This is a genomic window from Neisseria subflava, from assembly GCF_003044645.1.
Taxonomy (GTDB): domain Bacteria; phylum Pseudomonadota; class Gammaproteobacteria; order Burkholderiales; family Neisseriaceae; genus Neisseria; species Neisseria subflava_B.
Window position 1 is genome coordinate 126,575 of sequence record NZ_POXL01000004.1, and the last position, 24,119, is coordinate 150,693.

Genomic DNA, 24,119 nt, shown 5'->3' on the forward strand with positions numbered 1-24,119 from the left:
TTATGAAACTGAACCAGATTGCTTCCGCTTTAATGGTATTGAGCCTGTCGCCAATGGCATTGGCTGACTTTACCATTCAGGACATCCGTGTCGAAGGCCTGCAACGCACCGAGCCGAGTACCGTCTTCAACTACCTGCCCGTTAAAGTCGGTGATAATTTCAATGATGCGCGCAGTGAAGAAATCATCAAAAAACTCTACGCAACCGGTTTCTTTGACGATGTACGCGTCGAGACCATGGACAATCAAGTCCTGCTGACCGTGATTGAGCGTCCGACCATCAGCTCGCTCAATATTACCGGCGCGAAAATGCTGCAAAACGATGCCATCAAGAAAAACCTTGAAGCATTTGGTTTGGCGCAATCCCAATACTTCAACCAAGCAACGCTGAACCAAGCCGTTGCCGGTTTGAAAGAAGAGTATTTGAGCCGTGGCAAACAGTCTATCCAAATCACTCCGACCGTAACCAAACTCGCCCGCAACCGCGTGTCTATCGATATTGCCATCGAAGAGGGCAAATCTACCAAGATTACCGATATTTCATTTGAGGGCAACGAAGTTTATTCCGACCGCCGTCTGATGAAACAAATGTCCCTAAGTGAAGGCGGCATGTGGACTTGGATCACCAAGAGCAACCAGTTCAATGAGCAAAAATTTGCTCAGGACATGGAAAAAATCACCAATTACTACCAAAACAACGGCTACTTCAACTTCCGCATTTTGGATACCGATATCCAAACCAACGAAGACAAAACTAAGCAAACCATTAAAGTAACCGTCAGCGAAGGCGACCGCTTCCGTTGGGGCAATGTACGCATCGAAGGCGATACGCTGGAAGTGCCGAAAGAAGATTTGGAAAAACTGCTGACCATGAAGCCGGGCAAATGGTACGAGCGCGCGCAAATGTCCAATTCGCTCGAAGCCATCCAAAACCGCATGGGTCAGGCAGGTTACGCATTCAGCGAAATCAATGTCCAACCGATTCCCAATGCCGAAACGCATACCGTTGATTTTGTGCTGACCGTTCAGCCGGGCCGCAAAATCTATGTGAACGAAATCAACATTACCGGCAACAACAAAACCCGTGACGAAGTCATTCGCCGCGAGTTGCGCCAAATGGAATCGGCGCCTTACGACTCTGCCAAACTGCAACGTTCTAAAGAGCGCGTTGAGTTGTTGGGCTACTTCGACAACGTTCAATTTGATGCGGTTCCTGTGGCCAATACGCCTGACCAAGTTGACCTGAACATGAGCCTGACCGAACGTTCTACCGGCTCGCTCGACTTGAGCGCAGGTTGGGTTCAGGATACCGGTTTGGTGATGTCTGCCGGCGTGGCTCAAGACAACCTGTTCGGTACGGGTAAATCCGTTGCCCTGCGCGCTTCCCGCAGTAAAACCACAGTAAACGGCTCGTTGTCGTTTACCGACCCATACTTCACACCTGACGGCGTAAGCTTGGGCTACGACCTTTACGGCAAGTCTTACGACCCGCGTAAAGCTTCTTCCAGTGCGAAACAATATAAAACCACGACTTTCGGCGGCGGTTTGCGTATTGGTATTCCGGTTACCGAATATGACCGTGTGAACTTCGGTTTGGCCGCAGAGCGTTTGACCGTGAACACCTACAAAGGCGCGCCTAAACGCTATGCCGACTTTATCAACCAATACGGTAAAGGCAACGGCAACGGCGTGGGTAACTTTAAAGGCTGGTTGTACAAAGGCACCATCGGCTGGGGACGCAACAAAACCGACAATGCCTTGTGGCCGACCCGCGGTTACCTGACCGGCGTAAACGGTGAAATCGCACTGCCGGGCAGCGACCTGCAATACTATACCCTGACCCACAACCAAACTTGGTTCTTCCCGTTGAGCAAAGATTTCACATTGATGCTGGGTGGCGAAGTCGGTTATGGCAACGGCTACGGCAAAACCAAAACCATGCCGTTCTTTGAAAACTTCTACGGCGGTGGCTTAGGCTCCGTCCGCGGCTTTGAAAGCGGTACGCTGGGCCCGAAAGTCTATGACGAATACGGCGAGAAAATCAGCTACGGCGGTAACAAAAAAGCCAACGTTTCCGCAGAGTTGCTCTTCCCGATGCCGGGCATTAAAGACTCGCGTACCGTTCGTCTGAGCCTGTTTGCCGATGCGGGCAGCGTGTGGGACGACAAAACCTATACCGCGGCAGAGAGCGGTAATAACAAATCGGTTTACCTTGAAAGTGCGCACAAATCGACATTCAAAAACGAATTGCGTTACTCTGCCGGTGCTGCCGTGACCTGGCTCTCTCCGCTGGGTCCGATGAAGTTCAGTTATGCTTATCCGATTAAGAAAAAAGAAGGCGACGAAATCCAACGCTTCCAATTCCAACTCGGTACGACATTCTGATGATGTTTAGGCCGTCTGAAACCGGGTTTGTCCGTTTCAGACGGCCTCATGGCAGATTGGCGGCAGGCTTATTGCCAACCGCCCGTCTGTTTTCAAGCAAGGATTTTTATCATGAGTAAAATAGCCGACACCCTCCGTGTCCTCGCCGTAGCCCTGCCGGGTTTCGTGCTGTTGCCGCAAGCGGCGGCGGATGGCGTGCAGAAAATCGGTTTTATCAATACCGAGCGCGTTTATCAGGAATCCAAGCAGGCGCAAAGTATTCAGACGACTTTGGAAAAAGAGTTCAAAAGCCGTCAAACCGCCTTGCAAAAGCTGCAGCAGGAAGGCGAGGCTTTGGAGCGAAAACTGAGCAGCGACAAGCTCAGCGACAGCCAAAGGGAAGCGGAAACCCAAAAATGGCACAATCTGGTACAAAAATTCCGCAAGCAGCAGGCCGAGTTGGCAGAAGACTACAACCTGCGCCGCAATGAAGAATTCGCCGCGCTCCAGCAAAATGCCAACCGCGTCATCGTCGATTTGGCCAAACGCGAAGGTTACGACTTTATCTTGCAGGACGTGATTTACGTCAACGGCCGCTACGACATTACCGACAGCGTTATCAAAGCCCTAAATGCACACTGACCCTGCTCGGCAGCGAATGCAACCATACAGACAAACCTAAGGCCGTCTGAAACCCAAACCGGCAGCTTTCAGACGGCCTGACATCTTGACGGCAGATTATCATGACTTCACAAGCATACACCCTGTCCCAAATCGTTTCCCAACTCGGCGGCGAATGGAAAGGCGAAGACATCGCCATTACCGCCGTCCGTCCGTTGGATCAGGCGCAGGCGGAACACATCAGCTTTTTGGCCAATCCGAAATACAAAGCCGAAGTACACGACAGCCGGGCAGGCGCAGTGATTGTGTCGCCGAAAGCCGCAGACGAATTTGCAGGCCGCAACCTGATTGTGGCTGCCGACCCTTATCTTTATTTTGCCAAAGTGGCACGATTGTTCTCGCCGATTGTCAAAGCGCAGGGCGGCGTACATCCGACCGCCGTTGTCGAGGCAAGCGCCAAAGTGCCGGCAAGCTGCGAAATCGGCGCAAATGCCTATATCGGCGCGAATGCCGTATTGGGCGAAGGCTGTCGTATTTTGGCCAATGCCGTTGTCCAACATGATTGCACGTTGGGCGATGAAGTCGTGCTGCATCCCAACTCCGTCATCTATTACGGCTGCACTTTGGGCAACCGTGTCGAAATCCACAGCGGCGCCGTCATCGGCGCGGACGGTTTCGGCTTGGCCTTTGCCGGCGATTCATGGTTTAAAATTCCGCAAACCGGCGCAGTCACGCTGGGCGATGATGTGGAAATCGGTTCGAACACCAATATCGACCGCGGCGCAATGAGCGATACGACCGTCGGCAACGGCACCAAAATCGACAACCAAGTCCAAATCGGCCACAACTGCAAAATCGGTTCGCACACCGTTATCGCCGCCAAGACTGGTATTTCCGGCAGCGTCACCATCGGCAATTATTGTATTATCGGCGGCGGCGTCGGCACGGTCGGACACATCGAAATCGCCGATAAAACCACCATCGGCGGCGGTACATCCGTTACCCACAGCATTACCGAAAGCGGCCAGCATCTGGCCGGTATTTTCCCGATGTCGGGCTACAAAGACTGGGCGCGCAATGCCGTTTATATCCACCGTTTGAGCGAAATGAACAAACGCCTCAAAACGCTGGAGAAACAGCTTGCCGACAGCGACGAAGCCTAAAGGCGGCGCAAACAGTCCGCGCCCCCGCATCCGAATACGTTTAAACCCAATACAAACAAGGAAAGACGAACATCATGGACGTACAACTCCCGATTGAAGCCAAAGACATTCAAAAACTTATCCCACACCGTTATCCGTTTTTGCAACTCGACCGCATTACTGCGTTCGAACCGATGAAAACCCTGACTGCGATTAAAAACGTCACCATGAACGAGCCGCAGTTCCAAGGCCACTTTCCCGACCTGCCCGTGATGCCCGGCGTGCTGATTATCGAAGCCATGGCGCAAGCGTGCGGCACACTCGCCATCCTCAGCGAAGGCGGCCGCAAAGAAAACGAATTCTTCTTCTTCGCCGGTATTGACGACGCCCGTTTCAAACGCCAAGTCATCCCCGGCGACCAACTGGTTTTTGAAGTCGAGCTGCTGACCAACAAACGCGGTATCGGCAAATTTAACGCCGTTGCCAAAGTCGACGGCCAAGTTGCCGTTGAAGCCGTGATTATGTGCGCCAAACGCGTGGTGTAAGAATGGGACAGGCCGCCTGAAAGTTCAGACGGCATCTTGCAGGCAATACCTGTATCAGACAGCAAGGAGACAGCATGACCCTTATCCATCCGACCGCCGTCATCGACCCTAAAGCCGAACTTGACTCCAGCGTCAAAGTCGGCCCATACAGCATCATCGGCCCCAATGTGCAAATCGGCGCGAATACCGAAATCGGCCCGCACGTCGTCATTAACGGTCATACGACCATCGGTGAAAACAACCGCATTTTCCAATTTGCCAGCCTCGGCGAAATTCCGCAGGACAAAAAATACCGCGACGAGCCGACCAAGCTGATTATCGGCAACGGCAACACCATTCGCGAATTTACGACGTTCAACCTCGGTACGGTTACCGGCATCGGCGAAACCCGTATCGGCGACGACAACTGGATTATGGCCTACTGCCACCTCGCCCATGACTGCGTGGTCGGCAACCATACCATCTTCGCCAACAACGCCTCACTTGCAGGTCACGTTACCATCGGCGACTACGTCGTCTTGGGCGGCTACACGCTGGTGTTCCAATTCTGCCAAATCGGTGACTACGCCATGACCGCGTTTGCCGCCGGCGTACACAAAGACGTACCGCCGTACTTTATGGCTGCAGGCTACCGCGCCGAACCGGCCGGCCTCAACAGCGAAGGTATGCGCCGCAACGGTTTCACTGCCGAACAGATTGCCTCCGTCAAAGATGCGTATAAAACCATTTACCATCGCGGCATTCCGTTTGAAGAAGCTAAGACAGAGATTCTGAAACGCGCCGAAACCCAAAGCGAATTGGCGGTATTTAAAGACTTTTTTGCACAATCCACACGCGGTATTATCCGTTGATTGATGGATTGAAGGCCGTCTGAAACTTTTTCAGACGGCCTTTGGATTGCAAAAATCCGCGTAGTAGGGCAGGTTTCTGCCCGTTTGCTGTCGATGCCGTCTGAAAACGGTTGGGCAAATGACCGCCCCAAAATCTTTTAGCTTTCGAACCTCAACAATATGAACTCCAATCCTTCCCCCCTTATCGCCATCAGTGTCGGCGAAGCTTCCGGCGACTTGCTCGGCGCACATTTAATCCGTGCCATTAAGGCGCGTTGCCCGAATGCGCGGTTTACCGGCATCGGCGGCGAGCGCATGAAGGCGGAGGGTTTTGAGAGTTTGTACGATCAGGAAAAGCTGGCGGTGCGCGGTTTTGTTGAGGTCATCAAACGCCTGCCGCAGATTTTGAAAATCCGCAAAGGGCTGGTGAACGATTTGCTCCGCCTCAAGCCGGATGTGTTTATCGGCATCGATGCGCCGGACTTTAATCTCGGCGTGGCCGAAAAACTCAAGCAGGCAGGCATTCATACCATTCATTATGTCAGCCCGTCGGTTTGGGCGTGGCGGCGCGAACGGGTCAATAAAATCGTACATCAGGTCAACCGCGTGTTGTGCCTGTTTCCGATGGAACCGCAGCTATATATCGATGCCGGCGGCAAGGCTGAGTTTGTCGGCCATCCGATGGCGCAAACCATGCCGGTGGAAGCGGATAGGGCGGCGGCACGGCAGAAGCTGGGCGTACCTGCGGACGTGCCCGTGTTTGCCATCTTGCCCGGCAGCCGCGTGAGCGAAATCGATTACATGGCGGCGGTGTTTTTTCAGACGGCCTTATTGCTGCTGAAACGTTATCCGAAGGCACAGTTTTTGCTGCCTGTGGCGACGGCCGCAACGCGCAAACGCATTAGTGAAATTTTGGCGCAGCCTGAGTTCGCAGCCCTTCCCATCACGCTGACCGACAAGCAGTCGGATACGGTTTGCGCCGCTGCCGACGTGGTATTGGTCACCAGCGGTACGGCGACTTTGGAAGTGGCCTTGTGTAAACGGCCTATGGTCATCAGCTACAAAATTTCGCCGCTGACTTATGCGTATGTGAAACGCAAAATCAAAGTGCCGCATGTCGGTTTGCCTAATATTCTGTTGGGTAAAGCCGCCGTTCCCGAGCTGCTGCAACACGATGCCGTCCCTGAAAAACTGGCGCAGGCCGTGGCAGACTGGTATGACCGCCCTGAAGCCGTGGCCGCGTTGGAACAGGATTTTCACGCCTTGCATCTGCTGTTGAAAAAAGATACGGCGGCATTGGCTGCGGCGGCAGTATTGGAAGAAGCCGGATTTTCAGACGGTCTGAAAGACAAGTAAGGAAAATACATGAATTTATTGGGAGCCTTGGCCAAGGTTGGCAGCCTGACGATGGTGTCGCGCATTTTGGGCTTTGTACGCGATACGATTATCGCCCGTGCGTTTGGTGCAGGCATGGCGACGGATGCGTTTTTTGTCGCGTTCAAACTGCCCAACCTGTTGCGGCGCGTGTTCGCAGAGGGCGCATTTGCCCAAGCCTTCGTACCGATTTTGGCAGAATACAAAGAAACCCGCTCGCCAGAAGCCACGCAGGCATTTGTGCGCCATGTGGCCGGCATGTTGTCGTTTGTGTTGGTCATCGTTACCGCGCTGGGCATACTTGCCGCGCCATGGGTAATTTATGTTTCTGCACCCGGTTTTGCCAAAGAAGCCGATAAGTTTCAGCTCTCCATCGACTTGCTGCGGGTGACGTTTCCTTATATCTTTTTGATTTCTTTGTCGTCTTTTGTCGGCTCAATACTCAATTCCTATCATAAATTCAGCATTCCCGCCTTTACGCCGACTTTTTTGAACATCTCCTTTATCGTCTTTTCCCTGTTTTTCATACCGTATTTTGATCCGCCTGTTATGGCTTTGGCGTGGGCGGTATTTGTCGGCGGCGTGTTGCAGCTGGTGTTCCAACTGCCTTGGTTGGCGAAACTGGGCTTCTTGAAAATGCCCAAACTCAGCTTTAAAGATGCGGCGGTCAACCGCGTAATGAAACAGATGGGGCCGGCTATTTTGGGCGTGAGCGTGGCGCAGATTTCCTTGGTTATCAACACCATTTTCGCCTCGTTTTTGCAGTCCGGCAGCGTGTCGTGGATGTATTACGCCGACCGGTTGATGGAATTGCCGACCGGCGTTTTGGGCGTAGCACTCGGTACAATCTTATTGCCCACCTTGTCCAAACATGCCGCCAGTCAGGATACCGAGCAGTTTTCCGGCCTGCTCGACTGGGGTTTGCGCCTGTGTATGCTGCTGACCCTGCCTGCCGCCGTCGGCCTTGCCGTGTTGTCTTTCCCTCTGGTTACGACCTTGTTCATGTACCGTGAGTTTACGCTGCATGATGCGCAAATGACCCAACACGCGCTGATTGCCTATTCCTTTGGCTTGATCGGGCTGATTATGATTAAAGTATTGGCTCCCGGTTTCTACGCCCGCCAAAACATCAAAACCCCCGTTAAGGTCGCTATTTTCACGCTGATTTGCACGCAGTTGATGAACCTTGCCTTCATTTCGCCGCTCAAGCACGTCGGCCTGTCCCTCGCTATCGGTTTGGGCGCGTGTCTGAATGCAGGTTTGCTGTTTTTCCTTTTGCGCAAACACGGCATCTACCGCCCCGGTAAAGGTTGGGCAGCGTTTTTAGTTAAAATGGCCATCTCTTTGGTCGTTATGGGCGGCGGTTTGTGGCTGGCGCAATATTATCTGCCGTTTGAATGGGTGCACGTCGGCGGCTTTAAAAAAGCAGGCCAGCTCTGTGTCCTGATTGCCTTGGGCGGCGGCCTCTACTTCGTTTCCCTCGCCGCGCTCGGCTTCCGTCCGCACCATTTCCGCAGGGTGGAAAAATAGGTAGCCGCAGGGCGTATGTGCTTGGTTAAAGACTATTCACTAAAAAGGCCGTCTGAAACATTTTCAGACGGCCTTTTCTTGCTTTACGTTTTAACTGTAAAGCTTTGCTCCTTTTTTGACGAACTCAATCGCTTTTTCTTCCATGCCCTGCCGTTGGGCTTTTTGCTTGTCGGCGTAGTCGCGCACTTCCTGCGTGATTTTCATCGAGCAGAATTTGGGGCCGCACATCGAGCAGAAGTGGGCGATTTTCGCGCCTTCGGCAGGCAGGGTTTCGTCGTGGAAGCTCTCGGCGCGTTCGGGGTCGAGGCTGAGGCGGAATTGGTCGCGCCAGCGGAACTCGAAACGCGCCTTGCTCAGGGCGTTGTCGCGCAACTGTGCGCCCGGCCAGCCTTTGGCGAGGTCGGCGGCGTGGGCGGCGAGTTTGTAGGTGATGATGCCGGTGCGCACGTCTTCTTTATCAGGCAGGCCGAGATGCTCTTTCGGGGTAACGTAGCAGAGCATGGCTGTGCCGTACCAGCCGATATTGGTTGCGCCTATGCCCGAAGTGATGTGGTCGTAGCCGGGGGCGATGTCGGTAACGAGCGGGCCGAGGGTGTAGAAAGGCGCTTCAAAGCAGTGTTGCAGCTCTTCGGTCATGTTTTCTTTCACGCGTTGCAACGGTACATGGCCGGGGCCTTCAATCATGACTTGTACGTCGTGTTCCCACGCTTTGGCAGTCAATTCGCCCAAAGTGTGCAGCTCGGCGAATTGGGATTCGTCGTTGGCATCGGCAATACAGCCGGGGCGCAGGCCGTCGCCGAGGCTGAACGACACGTCGTAGGCTTTCATGATTTCGCAGATTTCGTCGAAATGTGTGTAGAGGAAGTTTTCCTGATGATGGGCAAGACACCATTTCGCCATGATGGAGCCGCCGCGCGATACGATGCCGGTGAGGCGGTCGGCCGTCATTGGTACATAACGCAGCAATACGCCTGCGTGCAGGGTGAAATAGTCCACGCCTTGTTCTGCCTGCTCGATTAAGGTATCGCGCACCAAATCCCAAGTCAGGTCTTCGGCGATGCCGCCGGTTTTTTCCAAAGCCTGGTAAATAGGCACGGTGCCGATGGGGACGGGCGCATTACGGATAATCCATTCGCGCGTTTCGTGGATGTGCGCACCGGTGGATAAGTCCATAATCGTGTCCGCCCCCCAACGCAGCGACCACACCATTTTTTCGACTTCTTCGGTCAGGCTGGAAGTGACGGCGGAGTTGCCCAAGTTGCCGTTGATTTTGACGCGGAAGTTGCGGCCGATAATCATTGGTTCGAGTTCGGGATGGTTGATGTTGGCAGGGATGATCGCGCGTCCGGCGGCGATTTCTTGACGCACGAATTCAGGCGTGATTTGGTCGGGATGGGTCGGGATATTCGCGCCGAAACTTTGCCCTGCATGTTGTTTCAAGAGCTTGGCGTATTCAGGCCGTCTGAAAAGCTCGTCCAGCTTCATGCGTTCGCGTATGGCGACAAACTCCATTTCCGGCGTGATGATGCCTTGGCGGGCGTAGTGGAGCTGGGTTACGTTGCGGCCTGCTTTGGCGCGGCGTGGACGGGTGATTTGGTTGAAGCGCAGATGGGCGGTTTTCGGATCGTGTGCGCGTTCGGTGCCGTATTCGCTGGAAAGCTTGGGCAGGATTTCGGTATCGCCGCGTTCGTCCAGCCATGCGGTGCGGACGTGCGGCAGCCCTTGTTTCAAGTCGATGTGTGCCGCCGGATCGCCGTATGCGCCGCTGGTGTCGTACACTGGAATCGGCGGATTGGCTTCCGTACCTTGCGCCGAGTAGGTGTCGTCCTGACGGATTTCGCGCAAAGGCACGCGGATGTCGGCGCGGCTGCCTGGGATATAGACGCGGTCGGAATTGGGATATTGGAAGCGGATGCCGATGTCTTCGCTCAAGTCGGAAAGACGGCGCGCCTCATCGCCGGTTTTTTTAGCGGTAGTCATAAAAAATTGCTCCTGTTTCTCGGTTATGAAATGGAAACAGGAGCATTGCTTTTTTTCAGACGGCCTTTGGATATCTTCAATCAATCGTCTAAAATCACATTTGCCGAAACTCCCCACGCAGGTATTATCCTGTTCGGGTGTAAAGGGTATTTCTCAGCCGCTCGGTTTGAAAGCAGCACCCCTGTTTCTTTATTAACGAAAAATTAAACCATGCGGATGGTTTTTTGTAAAGCGGCGTTTTTCGCATTTTCTGTCAAAAACGCTTGACAGCGACTCTGTCTTTCCGTATAGTTACAACTTCTGACGCGGGATGGAGCAGCATGGTAGCTCGTCGGGCTCATAACCCGAAGGTCGTAGGTTCGAATCCTGCTCCCGCAACCAAATATAAAAATCCCCTGCAATCGCAGGGGATTTTGCTTTATGCGGCATTTATTGTTGCTTGGATTGATTGAAAGGTCGTCTGAACCATTGGGTTTCAGACGGCCTTTTGCTGTCTTGCGGTGGGGTTTGGGTAAAAATACGACAGGCCTTTTTTCAGACGGCCTCTTCCGATTTGGGCTTGTTGTCGTTGCGCAGGTGTTCTTTCAGGCGTTGCAACTCTTTTTTGTCCAACCATTTATTGCGCGAACGTTGCAACAGAATCACCAAAGCGGCGATTTCGTTGCGCATATTGGTGCTGAGCCAGAGGAAGCCTTGCCAGTCGTAATGCAGGCGGGCGGCCGGTTTGCTTAGTTCGGTATTGAGCGAAGTATCGATGCGGATGCGGCGGGCGTAATGGCCTTTGATGAGGCGGACGGTCAGCCGAAGCTCGCGTTGGAGTTGGTTGAAATGGCGGTCGAGCAGGCGGATTTCGCTTTCGTTGAGCGTGGGCGCGCGCAGTTTGGCGGCGGTGGTCAGGAGCAGCTCGGTGGTATTGACGATTTTGCGGTGGGCATGCTGCATGGCTTCCATCATATTGTTGCTGATGTGGCTTTCGCCGGATGTGGCGGCCAGATGGCTACGGCTTTTGACCATGCGGGCGTTGATTTTGCGCATTTTAATCATGTTTTGCTCCAAGCGCTCGCGCGTCATGCGCTTGCCGTTGCTGATTTCGGCAATCATTTTGGCGCAGTCGGTGAGGTTGTCGGCAAGCATGAAGCGCCACATGAGTGTGGAGCGCAGGGGCAGGAGTTTGGCGGCGGCAATGGCGATGGCGGCACCAATCAAAACGTTCATGGCGCGCATCAGGCCGCTGTCGAGCCAGTGGTGGCTGCTGTCGCCGATGAGCATGCACATGGTCAAACCGGCAAGCATGGCGACATAGCCGTTTTTGCCGACCGCAGACCAACCGGCCACTGCGCTGGCGGCACCGATAATCAGATAGAAGAAAACGCCGTCTTGCAAATAATGTTGGTTCAACCATAAAACGGCCAAACCAACGCCCAAACCGATGGCCGTGCCGAGCATGCGTTCGACTGCTTTGGAGTAAATTGCGCCTTGGAATTGCAGCATGCCGAGGACGACAAAGACGGTCATGCCGATCCACTCGCCGTGTTGCAGGTGGAAGACTTTGGCCAACAGGGTGGAAAACACGATTGCCAAGCCGAGGCGGAAGGCGTGGATATGGCGGCGATAGCGGTAGCGTTCGTAGGCATTGAGCCAGCGTTCGGAAAAATGGAGGCGTTCGGATTGGGCAGGCATGTTGTAAGACGTATGGGTATGTGGGGACGTAAATTATAACTGATTGGTAAAGTAGATGAAATTTGAACCGCTCCCCAACGGTTTGTCCTATTGCAGAATTTCTCTGCCGCAAGCGGATATAATGGCGGCTTTGAATCAGACAGGCGGTGAAGAAATGGCGACGGTTTTAAGCGCAGGCGTGGATGAAGCGGGACGCGGCCCTTTGGTCGGCAGCGTATTTGCGGCGGCAGTGATTTTGCCGGAACATTTTGACCTGCCGGGTTTGACCGACTCAAAAAAACTGAGCGAAAAAAAGCGCGATATGTTGGCGCAGATGATTAAGGAACAGGCGGTTGCGTGGAGCATTGCCTTTGCCGATCCCGACGAAATCCTGCAACTGAATATCCTGCACGCAACCATGGCCGCGATGAAGCGCGCAGTCGAGGGGCTGTTGGTTACTCCCGACAAAGTGTGGATAGACGGCAACCGCGTGCCGAAAGATTTGAATGTCCCTGCCGAAGCCGTGGTCAAAGGCGACAGCAAAATTATTGAAATCTCTGCCGCTTCGGTTTTGGCCAAAACCGCGCGTGATGCGGAAATGTATGAATTGGCAAAACGCTATCCGCAATACGGGTTTGACCGTCACAAAGGCTACGGCACGGCGCAACATTTGGCCGCCTTGAAACAATACGGTGTATTGCCGGAACACCGCCGCGATTTCGCACCGGTCAAAACCTTATTGGCACAAGGCAATCTGTTTGAAGAATAAAAGCATATCAAAAGGCCGTCTGAAAGATTTCAGACGGCCTTATTTTTGGAAAAGTATTATTTCAACGCAGCCAAACACTCTTTAATCAATTCGGGGCCGCGATAAATCAAACCGCTGTACACCTGAACCGCACTGGCTCCCAAGCGGATCTTTTCTGCCGCGTCCGCGCCGTTCATAATGCCGCCGACGCCGATAATCGGCAGTTTGCCGTCAATGCGTTCCGCCAAAAGTTTCAACACCTGATTGCTTTTCTCGCGTACGGGCAAGCCGCTCAAGCCGCCTTGTTCACCTGCGAGCGGATGGCTGCCCAAGCTTGATTTGTTGATGGTTGTGTTGGTGGCGATGATACCGTCCATTTCCACAGATTTGACCGCATGGGCGATGTCGTCGATTTGCGCTTCGTCCAAATCCGGCGCGATTTTAACCGCCAGTGGCACATATTTGCCATGCGCGGCCGCCAGTTGCGCCTGTTTGTTTTTCAAGGCTTCCAACAATGCGCTCAACTCGTCGCCGCCTTGCAAGGCACGCAGGTTTTTCGTATTGGGGGAGGAAATATTGACCGTGATGTAGCTCGCGTGGGCGTAGGCTTTTTCCAAACAAATCAGATAATCGTCGGCCGCGTTTTCAATCGGCGTAACGGCATTTTTACCGATGTTGATGCCCAAAATGCCTTTAAAGCGGCTGTTTTCAATGTTGCGGATCATCGCGTCGATGCCGTGGTTGTTGAAACCCATACGGTTGATGATGCCTTGGTATTCGGGAACGCGGAAAAGGCGCGGCTGAGGATTGCCCGGCTGCGGCTTGGGCGTTACCGTGCCGATTTCGACAAAGCCGAAACCCAAAGCGGCAAACGCATCGATACACTCGCCGTTTTTGTCCAAACCTGCCGCCAAGCCGACCGGATTGGGCAGCTGCAAACCCATCAGCTCGGTTGGTCGGGTGTGGCTGTCCACTTTGGGCAGCAGGCCGAGTTTCTCGATGGAACGCAAACTGTTGAGCGTGAAATGATGGGCCTTTTCTGCATCGAAACGGAACAGGATGGGGCGGACGAGTGAATACATGGCGGCGGCTTTCTGAACGGTTGATGAATTTGGCGTTATTTTACCTGAAACCGTCAAACTGCCCCAAACGTCTGTATCGATATGATTTTATGGTTTGGCGTCAAATGAAAATAAATAGGGCTTTTGCGTGTAGTCGGATAGTTCATTAAAATGGTAAAAGAGAGGCTTTTCAGACGGCCTGATGGATGTATCAAAAGGCCGTCTGAAAAGTTTTGATTTGATTGTTTACCTGATACAGGAAGATTTTTATGAAACAGGCGGTTGATCCTTATGCGAGTTTCCGTGAACTGACGCTGCGGGGGATGATACTCGGCGCGTTGATTACGGTGATTTTTACGGCATCCAATGTGTATTTGGGCTTGAAGGTGGGCTTGACTTTTGCGTCTTCGATTCCGGCTGCGGTGATTTCGATGGCGGTTTTGAAGTTTTTTAAAGGCAGCAATATTCTGGAAAATAATATGGTGCAGACTCAGGCTTCGGCCGCGGGTACGCTCTCCAGTATTATTTTTATCTTGCCGGGTTTGCTGATGGCCGGTTATTGGGCGGGCTTTCCGTTTTGGCAGACTACGCTGCTGTGTATGTCCGGCGGTATTTTGGGCGTGATTTTCACTGTGCCTTTGCGTTATGCGATGGTGGTGAAGAGTGATTTGCCTTATCCGGAAGGCGTGGCGGCGGCTGAGATTTTGAAGGTCGGCGACCATGATGCGGACCAACAGGAAGGCGGCAGTGGTATCAAGGAATTGGTGTCGGGCGGTGCTCTGGCCGGTTTGATGAGCTTCTGCGCAAGCGGTTTGCGCGTGGTGGCGGACAGCGCGAGCTTTTGGTTTAAAGGCGGCGCGTCGGTGTTCCAAGTGCCGATGGGCTTTTCTTTGGCCTTGCTGGGCGCGGGCTATCTGGTCGGACTGACCGGCGGTATCGCGATTTTGCTGGGTATTTCGATTGCCTGGGGTGTGGCCGTGCCTTATCTGTCGGCACATATTCCGCAACCTGCCGATATGGAGATGATCCCTTTTGCGATGTCTTTGTGGAAGGAAAAAGTCCGTTTTATCGGCGCGGGTACGATCGGTATCGCGGCTATTTGGACGCTGTTGACCTTGATGAAACCGATGGTCGAGGGCATGCGCCTGTCTTTCCGCAATTTCGGCGGTGCGCAGATGACCGAACGCACGGAACAGGATTTGTCGCCTAAGGCGATGATTGCCTGGGTGTTGGCGATGATGCTGGTGTTGGGCGTGTCCTTCTTCCACTTTATCGGCGACTCGCATATTTCCGGCGGTTTGGCTTGGTTGTTGGTGGTTGTATGTACGCTGCTGGCTTCGATTATCGGCTTTTTGGTGGCCGCAGCTTGCGGTTATATGGCCGGTTTGGTCGGTTCGTCTTCCAGCCCGATTTCGGGTGTGGGCATCGTCTCTATCGTTATCATTTCGCTGGTGTTGCTGTTGGTCGGCGAATCCGGCGGCCTGATGGCGGATGAGGCAAACCGCAAATTCCTGCTGGCGTTGACGCTGTTTTGCGGCGCGTCTGTGATTTGTGTGGCTTCGATTTCCAATGACAACCTGCAGGATTTGAAAACGGGTTATCTGGTAAAAGCGACGCCTTGGAAACAGCAGGTTGCGCTGATTATCGGCTGCGTTGTCGGTGCCGTGGTGATTTCGCCTGTGTTGGAGCTTTTGTATGAAGCCTACGGCTTTACCGGCGCGATGCCGCGTGAAGGCATGGATGCGGCCCAAGCCCTTGCCGCGCCTCAGGCAACTTTGATGACCACCATCGCTCAAGGTATTTTCTCGCACAATCTGCAATGGGATTATATTTTCACCGGCGTGGGCATCGGCGTGGCGTTGATTGCGGTCGATTTCACATTACGCAAATCCTCCGGCGGCAAGCGCGCTTTGCCGGTATTGGCCGTGGGCATGGGCATTTACCTGCCGCCGTCTGTGAATATGCCGATTGTGATCGGTGCGGTATTGGCGGCTGTGTTGAAATCCGTCATCGCCCGCCGTCAAGAAAACCGTGAAGGCCGTCTGAAAAATGCGGAACGTATCGGTACGCTGTTTTCCGCCGGTTTGATTGTCGGCGAGAGCCTGATCGGTGTGATTATGGCGTTTATCATCGCTTTCTCCGTAACCAACGGCGGTTCGGATGCGCCTTTGGCCCTGAACTTGGAAAACTGGGATACGGCCGCCAAATTGCTGGGCTTGGCGTTTTTTGTTTTCGGTATGTTCGTGTTTGCACGCCGCGTGTTGAAAGCAGGACGCTAAGTTTGTAGGTTGAGAAAAGGCCGTCTGAAACCCAAAAAATTGGGGTTTCAGACGGCCTTTTTAGTAGAAATTTGTTTGGAATGATTTTAGGAAGTTTGGGTATAATTATTGCGGGGCTGGTAGCAAAAAAGCCCCATTGCAGTGGGGCTTTGTGCTGAAACCGCCCTAGAAAGGATGGTTTCAATCATGAAACATACCACTCGCACGGGTCGTTCATGGCTGAGACTGCGAACAGTCGTTAGGATTATCTTAACCCTGTTCCTGCTCTTAGTCAATTAAACGGCTGAAAACAAAAAACTGTTTTTCAGTTTCCGTCTGTTTGTCATGAACAGGCGGTTTTTTATTGTTTAACGCTGATTCAAACAATCTGCAATCGCTTTGGCAATTTTGGCACTGGCGCCTTGGTGTTGCGAAATGAATTGCTCGGTGTGGCTGATCAGCTGTTGGCGCAGCGTTTCGTCGTCGAGATATTGGCGCGTGGTTCTGTACCAGGCTTCGGCGGTTTCGACGCGGACGGCGGCTTTGGCTTCGACTGCGCCTTTGCAGGCTTGGGCGAAGTTGTAGTTGGAGTAGCCGAAGAGGGTGGGGACGCGGCAGGCGATGGGTTCGATGATGTTTTGGCAGCCTGCATCGACGAGGCTGCCGCCGACGAAGGCAATGTCTGCGCTGAGGTAGTAGGCAGCAAGCTCGCCCATGCTGTCGCCTATCCAAACCTGTGTATCGGGGGAGACGGGTTGTCCGTCACTGCGTTTTTGGACGGCATAACCAAGCGATTTGGCGGTATCGTAGGCCGTCTGAAAATTTTCAGGGTGGCGCGGGACGATGACCAGTAAGGCATTGCCGCGGTAGCCCTGCCATGCTTTGAGGAGCAGCTCGGCTTCGTCTGTGCCTTTGTATACGCGCGTGCTGGCGCAGACGACGACGGCTCGTGCGCCGATGCGTTCTTTAAAGGCAGCGGCAAGCGGGCGCGAGTCGTCGGGGGGCGCGATGTCGTATTTGGTGTTGCCGCAGACGTGGACGTTGGACGCGCCGATAAGGTGCAGGCGTTCGGCATCGGCGGCGGTTTGGGCAAAGCAGCCGGAGAGGCTCTGCATGGCAGGCTCGACCAGCTTACGGATTTTGAGGTAGCCGCGTTGGGATTTTTCGGAGAGGCGCGCATTGGCCAAAAAGAGGGGAATGCCTGCTTCTTGGCAGCCGTGCATCAGGTTGGGCCAGATTTCGGTTTCCATCAAAATGCCGCAGATGGGGCGGTGTTCGGCTAAAAATCGGGCGACCCATTCGGCTTTGTCGTAGGGCAGGTAACGGCATTGCGCATCGGGGAACAGGGATTGCGCGGTGGTGCGGCCGGTCGGCGTCATTTGGGTAATCAGAAACGGCGAGTCGGGAAAATGGCGGCGTAATGCCTGCACCAAAGGTTCGGCTGCACGCGTTTCGCCGACGGATACGGCGTGTATCCAAATCGGGCGTTGTACGGGATTGGGATACGCCTGCCCGAAACGCTCGCCCCAATGCTCGAGATAGGCTGGGGATTTGAGGGCGCGGCGGCGCAGGTGGCGGCGGATCAGGAAGGGGGCGAGGTGCCACAGCGTGGCGTAAAGGCGGCGTATCATGCTTACGGGTCTTGTGTCGGAATAGGCCTATTTTATCGGAAACTGAAAAGGAAGATATAGCTTTGATGCGTGTTTTACGCAAAGGAAACAGGCCGTCTGAAAGGTTTCAGACGGCCTTTAATGCGGGCATAAACGCGTTTATTTCACTTGCGCCATGTATTTTTTCAGACGGCCTTTGCTTTGCATGGCGCGATTTTCCATTTCATCGACAACGGCTTGCGCTTTGGCTTTGTTCATCGGTTTGCCAACCTGAATCACGCCGCTCATGTTCATCATGCGGTGCGGCGGGCAGGTGTAGACGTACACGCCTTCTTTGTCGAGCTTGAGCGTGAAGTCTTTACCGTCTTCGGAGAGGAAGTCGGCAACGCCGTCGGGCAGGGCTTTGCTTTGCACCCAGTGGCCGCTGTTGGCGGCTTTGAAGGTAACAGTGTCGCCGACTTTGGCGTTGACGTAGCCGGGCTCGAACACCATGCTGCCGTCTTTGCCGTTGTCGAGCATTTTGACTTCGTGGTTGGCGGCGTATGCGCTAAGGGACGCGGTCAGCATCAGGAGGAAGAGGGATTTTTTCATGGAGAAAGTCCTTTCTAAGGATAAAAAAATATGGGGCGGGCTGATGAGTCGGAGAGGCAAGCCTTGGGCTTACCGCCCTCTCCCTAACCCTCTCCCGCAGGAGAGGGGATAAGTTGCAGGGAGTTTGCAGGCCGGATGCTCAAATCCGACATTTGCAGGAGCGGTTAAGTTACGCACTCTTCCGCATCGGGCGGATAACGGGCAGGCCTTTGCTGTCGTACAAAAGCTCGATGTCCACTTTATACAGCCTGCCTATCATGTCCGCCTGCAACACGTCCTGCGGCGCGCCCTGCGCCTGTACTTTGCCTTCGCCGAGCAGAATCACGCCGTCTGAAAACTGCGCGGCGAGGCTCAAATCGTGCAAGACCATCAGCGTAACCAGATTGTGTTCGTGCGTGTATTGCACCACGCGTTCTAAAAGATTGAGTTGATGGTGCATATCCAGCGCGCTGACCGGTTCGTCCAGCATCAGGATTTCGGGACGGCGCAGCATGACTTGGGCAAACATGACGAGCTGCCGCTGTCCGCCGGAAAGGCGCATGACGTCGCGGTGCGCCAGATGGCCGATACCCAGCTCCGCCATGATACTTGCGGCTTCGTGCAGCAGCTCGTCGCCGACGTGCATGTGCAGCGCGTCCATGCGGCCGAGCAACACGACTTCCAGCGCGGTCAGCGAGGCTTCGGCGGCGGTGTCCTGCGGCATATAACCTATGCGTTTGCGCCAGCTTTGCAGGTGGATTTTGCTCAACACTTCGTCGCCGTAGCGGATGGTGCCTTTGTGCGCCACTTCGCCGAAAATCGTTTTCATCAGCGAGGATTTGCCCGTGCCGTTGGGGCCGAGCACGGAATAGACTTTGCCTTGTTCCAGCGTCAAATCGATATTGTCGGCGACCACATAATCGCCGCGCCGGATGTGTACGTTTTCAAGTTTCAACATTTCAGACGGCCTATCGTTTCGTTAATACAATCCAGAAGAAGAACGGCACGCCGACAAACGACGTAACAATCCCCACAGGAAACAGCGCGCCCGGGATAATCACCTTGGACAACACGCTGGCTACCGACAAAAACGCCGCCCCCGTCAGCATCGCGCCGGGCAGGAAGAAACGTTGGTCTTCGCCCAAAAGAATCCGCGCCACATGCGGCGCAACCAAGCCGATAAAGCCGATCACGCCGACAAAACTGATGGCCGTCGCCGTCATTACCGCCACCAACACCAGCGTTTTCAGGCGCAAAAATTGCAGATTGATGCCCAGCCCGACGGCGCGTTCTTCGCCCAAGCGCAGCGCAGTCAGCTTCCACACGTCGCGCGAAAGCAGAAACACGCATACCGCCGTAACCGCCGCCGTAACGATGACTGTTTCCCAAGTCGCCTTGGTCAGGCTGCCGAACAGCCAAAACAGAATCTGCTGCGAAATCTCAGGCGCGGCGATAAATTGAATCAGCGACAAAATCGACTGAAACAGGAACAACAGCGCAATCCCCACCAACACCAACATCGCCGAATTGAAGCGGCGCGCTGAGGCAAACAGAAACAAGATGCCCGAAGCCAGCATGGTCATCACAAACGCGCCGATGGGAACGGCGACCGTTTCAGGCAGCCCGAAACCGCCGAACGCAATCACCGCCGACGCGCCCAAACCCGCCGCCGCCGCCAAGCCCAGCGTATAAGGGCTGGCCATCGGGTTGTTCAGGAGCGTTTGAATTTCCGCACCGCCGACACCTAAAGCCGCGCCGACCACCAAGGCCATCACCGCAATCGGCAGGCGCAAATCCATCACAATCAGGCGGTTCATTTCATCGACTTCGGGTTTGCCCAGCAAAACATTGACCACTTCGCCGACGGGCAGCGTGTCCGTCATCGCAGGGCCGGTGGCGATGTCGAATAGGAAACTGACCGCTGCGATGACTAAAAACATCAACACAATCAACCAACGCTTGCCTTCCAACTTGCGCTGGTTTTTCACAATCTCGGCGACAACCGAATCATTCATGTTTCAAACCTTTAAAAAAGAGTGTTGTGAAAGGGGAGAAACAGGTTTGCCTTTTTCTTCCACAAAAATTTCAGACGGCCTTCCGATTTAAAAGGCCGTCTGAAAATCTAAATTACCTTATTGTCCTTTCGGATAGAGGTAGAACGTACCATTTGGTACGACGGGCAGGTTTTGGCGGTAGAAGTCCAAATAGGTTTTTTCAGGGTTGAAATCCTTAAACAACTGCGGATAAATCGCTTTGGCCATAAACTGAATCGATGCGCTGTCGGACAGCGTGCGCGAGTTAGCGTGGTAGGCGGCGTAGAGGCGGTTGTTTTTAATCGCAGGCAGGTTTGCCCAGCCGGCGCGTTTGGCAAAGCCTACCAAGCGTTTTTCTGCTTCCGCTTTCGGAATGCCCCAGCCCATGACCATGGCGGCAGGATTTTTCTTCAATTCGGTTTCGCGGCCGGTAATCACGATCACGTCGGGTTTGGCGGCGAGGACTTTTTCAGGATTGATCGGGCCGTAGAATTCGACCGAAGAAGCGGCGATATTGTTGCCGCCGACTAGTGTCGCCATCGAACCCCACATGCTCTTGCCGAAGGTAACGCTGTGTTCGGCAGGGCCTTTGTTGCCGAACTCGATATAGACTTTAGGCTTGGGCAGGTTGGCTTTTTGCACGCGCGCTTGGATGGTGTCGGCAACGCGTTTGTAGTCTGCCGCCAGTTTGTCGGCTTTTTGCTGCTGGCCGGTCAATGTACCGATGAGTTTGGTCGATTGAACGTGTTTGGCCACTGTTTGCGCGTTGTAGTCCAACACGACGATGGGGATGCCGGCCTTGTTGATGCGGTCGAGATCGGAACCCAAAGCCTTGTATTGCCATTCGGCCAAAACCAGCAAATCGGGTTTCAGCGCCAATACTTTCTCAATCGAGAAAGTGCCGACTTCCACTTCGCCCACGTCGGTCAGCTGATTCAGTTTAGGCACGGCTTTGCTGAATGCCGCCCAGCTTGGCGGCGCCCAGTCGGCCCAAACTGCTTTGGAGAAACCGACGACGTTGTCCAGCGCGGTTTTACCGCCGATGGCCATGTAGTCTTGGTAGTAGAAGCCCAACACCACGCGCTTGGCAGGCAGGTCGACAGTTACCTTACGGCCGAGGATATCGGTCAGCTGAACGGGTTTGGCAAAAGCGGATACGGAGCCGACTGATAAAGCGGCGGCGGCAATCAAAGCAGAAAGTTGCGTAAATCTCATGAATCATTCCTTTAAAATATGATGATAATTACTATCTTTTTATAAATTTACAAGGTATTGAATCTTTTTTCAAGTGAATGTAGGGATAGACATATTTCGGAATAAAAAGTTTCATCATTAAAACGAAGGGATAGTGTTTATATAGGGCTTGGGTGTACTGAAGACCTAGTAAAAAGGAATGATATGGGGTACCTAAAGCCATGGTGGGCAGTAGCTGGAATGGATAGGTAAAGGGTTTTTTATTACAAAAAATAAAAGGTATTCGGTTGAAAACAAGGCCGTCTGAACCTTGCAATCAGGGTTCAGACGGCCTTTGGTGTGGGCATAAAAACTTTTATTTTACTTGCGCCCTATATTTTTCAGGCGGCCTGTAAGCAGTGTTTGGGAAAAGTGAAAAAGGTTGGTTTTTGGAATGATGAAATAGGAAAGATCTGAGGGAAATCGGGTGTCAACCCAAAATGGGGAAAAATAAAAAGGGCGTGTTCAATACGCCCTTGTGTCGGTTTCGGATATTTTGTGAATTTCAGACGGCCTGTGATTCCGCCTGTTCGCTTTGGTTGAGGATTTTAATCAGTTTCTCAGCTTTTTCCGGGTCTTCGCAGCGCAGGATTTTGGCGGCATCGTTTTCGAGATGGCCGGTGTGGCTGTGCAGGATGATGTTTTTAACCGAAAGCAGGTTGTTTGGGTTCATGGAAAAGCGGCGCAGGCCCATGCCGAGCAACAGTCGGGTAAAGACGGTATCGCCGGCCATTTCGCCGCAGATGGACACGCCTTTTTCCATGCGGTTTGCCGTGCGGATAATGTGTTGCAGCGTTTTGAGGACGGCAGGGTGGCCGGGTTGGTAGAGGTGGCTGACGCTGTCGTCGCCGCGATCGACCGACAGGAGGTATTGAATCAGGTCGTTGGTGCCGATGGAAACGAAGTCGACGAGCTTGAGGATGCTGCCGACGGTCATGGCAGCGGACGGGATTTCGATCATGCAGCCGATGCTGACCGGGCCGAAGGTTTCGCCGCGTTCGGTCAGTTGGCGTTGGGCCGTGTCCAGATGGATAAGGCATTGGCGCACTTCGGAAATGGATGTAATCATCGGCCACATCATGCGCACGGGGCCGTGGGTGGCGGCACGGAGGATGGCGCGCATTTGGGTGCGGAACATGACCGGCTCGGCGAGGCACAGGCGGATGCCGGTCAGGCCGAGCGCGGGGTTGAGGCTGCCGTTGGGCGTGCTGTTTTGGCCGAACCAGCGCGGATTTTTATCGACGCCCAAATCGACAGTGCGGATGGTGATGTTTTTGCCTTTGAGTTTTTTGACGATACCGGCATAGACTTCGTATTGTTCGTCTTCGGTCGGCATGTTGTCACGGTTGAGGTAGAGGAATTCGCTGCGGAACAGGCCGACGCCGTCTGCGCCGAAGTTGTGCAGGGCTTTGATGTCTTCGGCGGATTCGATGTTGGCGAGCAACTCAATGTTGATGCCGTCGGCCGTGGTGGCGGCGGTTTTTTTGATTTTGTTGAGTTCGCGCTTGTGGCTGCGGTATTCGCGGGCGAGGCGGCGGTATTCGTTGAGGACGACTTCGTCGGGATCGATGATGAGGACGCCGTTGATGCCGTCGACGATGACGATTTCGTTTTCGGTGATGAGTTTGCGGGCGTTGTGCAGGCCGATGACGGACGGGATGTCGAGGCTGCGGCCTAAGATGGCGGTGTGGCTGGTCGGGCCGCCGGCATCGGTTACGAAGGCGGTAATGTGCTGCTCTTTGAATAGTACGGTATCGGCAGGCGAGAGGTCGTGCGCGATGAGGACGGTATCGTCAAACAGGTTGCCGGCGAGGTTGATTTCGTTACTTTGGCCGACAAGGTTGTTGTGGATGCGGCGGACGACTTGGAGCATGTCCTGTTTGCGTTCGCGCAGGTAATCGTCGTCGATGCTGTCGAACTGGGCGGCGAGCTTGTCGCTTTGCTGTTTCAATGCCCATTCGGCGTTGATTTTCTGTTCGCGCAAAATGTCGATGGGTTCGCGCGAGAGGGTGACGTCGGTCAACAGCATCAGGTGCAGGGAGATGAACGCGCCCAATTCGGTCGGGGCGTTTTCGGGAATTGCGCCGCGCAGCTGTTCCAGTTCTTTGCGCGTGGCTTTGATGGCGTTGTCGAAACGGGCAACTTCGGCATCAAGTTTGTCGGGATCGATGTCGTATTGGGGGACTTCCGTTGTGCCGCGCGTGATGAGGTGGGCGTGGCCGATGGCAATGCCTTTGCCCGCGGCTACACCGTGTAGGACGATGCTCATTATTCGCCCTCGCCGAAGTAATCGTTGATGAGGTCGGTCAACGCCTGCATGGCGGCGGCTTCATCTGCGCCTTCTGTTTCCAGCTCAATCACGGTGCCTTTGGCGGCGGCCAGCATCATCAGGCCCATGATGCTTTTGCCGTTGACGCGGTTGCCGTTTTTGGTGACCCAGACTTCGCTTTGGAATTGGGAGGCGGTTTGGGTGAATTTGCTGGAGGCGCGCGCGTGCAGGCCGAGTTTGTTGATGATTTCGATTTCTTGTTTGAGCATGGATGTCCCCTAAATGTTTGTAAA

The 24,119-nt window shown here is 53.9% G+C and carries 19 protein-coding genes, 1 tRNA gene and 1 riboswitch; of the genes, 10 read left to right on the forward strand and 10 right to left on the reverse strand.

What is annotated here, in order from left to right; all coding sequences use genetic code 11:
* Window positions 1-2: 2 nt before the first annotated feature.
* The 7 genes from bamA (at window position 3) to murJ (ending at window position 8,405) form a co-directional block, all read left to right on the forward strand.
* Complete coding sequence (gene bamA, locus DBY97_RS05910) at window positions 3-2,384, forward strand: outer membrane protein assembly factor BamA (RefSeq protein ID WP_107857782.1); 2,382 nt, start codon at window positions 3-5, stop codon at window positions 2,382-2,384.
* 111 nt (window positions 2,385-2,495) lie between these two features.
* The gene (locus DBY97_RS05915) at window positions 2,496-3,005 is read left to right on the forward strand and encodes an OmpH family outer membrane protein (RefSeq protein ID WP_107857783.1); all 510 of its coding nucleotides are present in this window, start codon (window positions 2,496-2,498) and stop codon (window positions 3,003-3,005) included.
* Window positions 3,006-3,106: 101 nt separating this feature from the next.
* On the forward strand, window positions 3,107-4,147 hold the full coding sequence (gene lpxD / locus DBY97_RS05920; RefSeq protein WP_049323648.1) for a UDP-3-O-(3-hydroxymyristoyl)glucosamine N-acyltransferase: 1,041 nt from the start codon (window positions 3,107-3,109) through the stop codon (window positions 4,145-4,147).
* Between the two features lie 74 nt (window positions 4,148-4,221).
* Entirely contained in the window at window positions 4,222-4,671 is a 450-nt protein-coding gene (gene fabZ, locus DBY97_RS05925) for a 3-hydroxyacyl-ACP dehydratase FabZ (protein WP_003681704.1), read from the forward strand.
* A gap of 74 nt (window positions 4,672-4,745) precedes the next feature.
* Entirely contained in the window at window positions 4,746-5,522 is a 777-nt protein-coding gene (lpxA, locus tag DBY97_RS05930; protein ID WP_049332967.1) for an acyl-ACP--UDP-N-acetylglucosamine O-acyltransferase, read from the forward strand.
* Window positions 5,523-5,681: 159 nt separating this feature from the next.
* A complete protein-coding gene (gene lpxB / locus DBY97_RS05935; protein ID WP_107857784.1) occupies window positions 5,682-6,857 on the forward strand; it encodes a lipid-A-disaccharide synthase in 1,176 nt (391 codons plus the stop codon).
* Between the two features lie 9 nt (window positions 6,858-6,866).
* Window positions 6,867-8,405: a murein biosynthesis integral membrane protein MurJ gene (gene murJ / locus DBY97_RS05940; RefSeq protein WP_107857785.1), complete on the forward strand. Its 1,539-nt coding sequence runs from the start codon at window positions 6,867-6,869 to the stop codon at window positions 8,403-8,405.
* 90 nt (window positions 8,406-8,495) lie between these two features.
* Here the strand turns inward: murJ and thiC are convergent, their stop codons facing one another.
* The gene (gene thiC, locus DBY97_RS05945; protein WP_107857786.1) at window positions 8,496-10,385 is read right to left on the reverse strand and encodes a phosphomethylpyrimidine synthase ThiC; all 1,890 of its coding nucleotides are present in this window, start codon (window positions 10,383-10,385) and stop codon (window positions 8,496-8,498) included.
* A 93-nt stretch (window positions 10,386-10,478) separates the two neighbouring features.
* Window positions 10,479-10,578, reverse strand: a riboswitch (TPP riboswitch).
* A gap of 111 nt (window positions 10,579-10,689) precedes the next feature.
* On the opposite strand from thiC, the gene DBY97_RS05950 reads away from it, so the two are divergent.
* Window positions 10,690-10,766, forward strand: a tRNA-Met gene (locus DBY97_RS05950).
* Between the two features lie 153 nt (window positions 10,767-10,919).
* On the opposite strand, the gene DBY97_RS05955 is transcribed toward DBY97_RS05950, so the two are convergent.
* Window positions 10,920-12,065: an FUSC family protein gene (locus DBY97_RS05955; RefSeq protein ID WP_107857787.1), complete on the reverse strand. Its 1,146-nt coding sequence runs from the start codon at window positions 12,063-12,065 to the stop codon at window positions 10,920-10,922.
* A 154-nt stretch (window positions 12,066-12,219) separates the two neighbouring features.
* Between DBY97_RS05955 and rnhB the strand changes: the two genes are divergently transcribed.
* Window positions 12,220-12,813, forward strand: a complete 594-nt coding sequence (gene rnhB, locus DBY97_RS05960; protein ID WP_199900742.1) for a ribonuclease HII — start codon at window positions 12,220-12,222, stop codon at window positions 12,811-12,813.
* Window positions 12,814-12,869: 56 nt separating this feature from the next.
* Here the strand turns inward: rnhB and DBY97_RS05965 are convergent, their stop codons facing one another.
* Entirely contained in the window at window positions 12,870-13,874 is a 1,005-nt protein-coding gene (locus DBY97_RS05965) for a quinone-dependent dihydroorotate dehydrogenase (RefSeq protein ID WP_107857789.1), read from the reverse strand.
* Between the two features lie 248 nt (window positions 13,875-14,122).
* On the opposite strand from DBY97_RS05965, the gene DBY97_RS05970 reads away from it, so the two are divergent.
* Complete coding sequence (locus DBY97_RS05970) at window positions 14,123-16,132, forward strand: OPT family oligopeptide transporter (protein ID WP_107857790.1); 2,010 nt, start codon at window positions 14,123-14,125, stop codon at window positions 16,130-16,132.
* 347 nt (window positions 16,133-16,479) lie between these two features.
* On the opposite strand, the gene waaA is transcribed toward DBY97_RS05970, so the two are convergent.
* From waaA to DBY97_RS06005, 7 genes are all read right to left on the reverse strand, one after another.
* Window positions 16,480-17,742 carry a lipid IV(A) 3-deoxy-D-manno-octulosonic acid transferase gene (gene waaA / locus DBY97_RS05975; RefSeq protein ID WP_070587927.1) on the reverse strand — a complete coding sequence of 421 codons (1,263 nt, stop codon included), beginning with the start codon at window positions 17,740-17,742 and terminating at the stop codon, window positions 16,480-16,482.
* Window positions 17,743-17,880: 138 nt separating this feature from the next.
* Window positions 17,881-18,312 carry a plastocyanin/azurin family copper-binding protein gene (locus DBY97_RS05980; protein WP_070587929.1) on the reverse strand — a complete coding sequence of 144 codons (432 nt, stop codon included), beginning with the start codon at window positions 18,310-18,312 and terminating at the stop codon, window positions 17,881-17,883.
* Window positions 18,313-18,481: 169 nt separating this feature from the next.
* Complete coding sequence (locus DBY97_RS05985) at window positions 18,482-19,249, reverse strand: ABC transporter ATP-binding protein (protein WP_063068539.1); 768 nt, start codon at window positions 19,247-19,249, stop codon at window positions 18,482-18,484.
* A gap of 10 nt (window positions 19,250-19,259) precedes the next feature.
* Window positions 19,260-20,306 (reverse strand): FecCD family ABC transporter permease, encoded by a 1,047-nt coding sequence (locus DBY97_RS05990; RefSeq protein WP_107857791.1) that lies wholly within the window; start codon window positions 20,304-20,306, stop codon window positions 19,260-19,262.
* 117 nt (window positions 20,307-20,423) lie between these two features.
* Window positions 20,424-21,539: an ABC transporter substrate-binding protein gene (locus DBY97_RS05995; protein ID WP_107857792.1), complete on the reverse strand. Its 1,116-nt coding sequence runs from the start codon at window positions 21,537-21,539 to the stop codon at window positions 20,424-20,426.
* Between the two features lie 523 nt (window positions 21,540-22,062).
* Window positions 22,063-23,826, reverse strand: a complete 1,764-nt coding sequence (gene ptsP, locus DBY97_RS06000; protein WP_107857793.1) for a phosphoenolpyruvate--protein phosphotransferase — start codon at window positions 23,824-23,826, stop codon at window positions 22,063-22,065.
* Window positions 23,826-24,095 carry an HPr family phosphocarrier protein gene (locus tag DBY97_RS06005; protein WP_003683718.1) on the reverse strand — a complete coding sequence of 90 codons (270 nt, stop codon included), beginning with the start codon at window positions 24,093-24,095 and terminating at the stop codon, window positions 23,826-23,828. The genes ptsP and DBY97_RS06005 overlap by 1 nt, the downstream gene beginning before the upstream one ends.
* Window positions 24,096-24,119 lie beyond the last annotated feature (24 nt).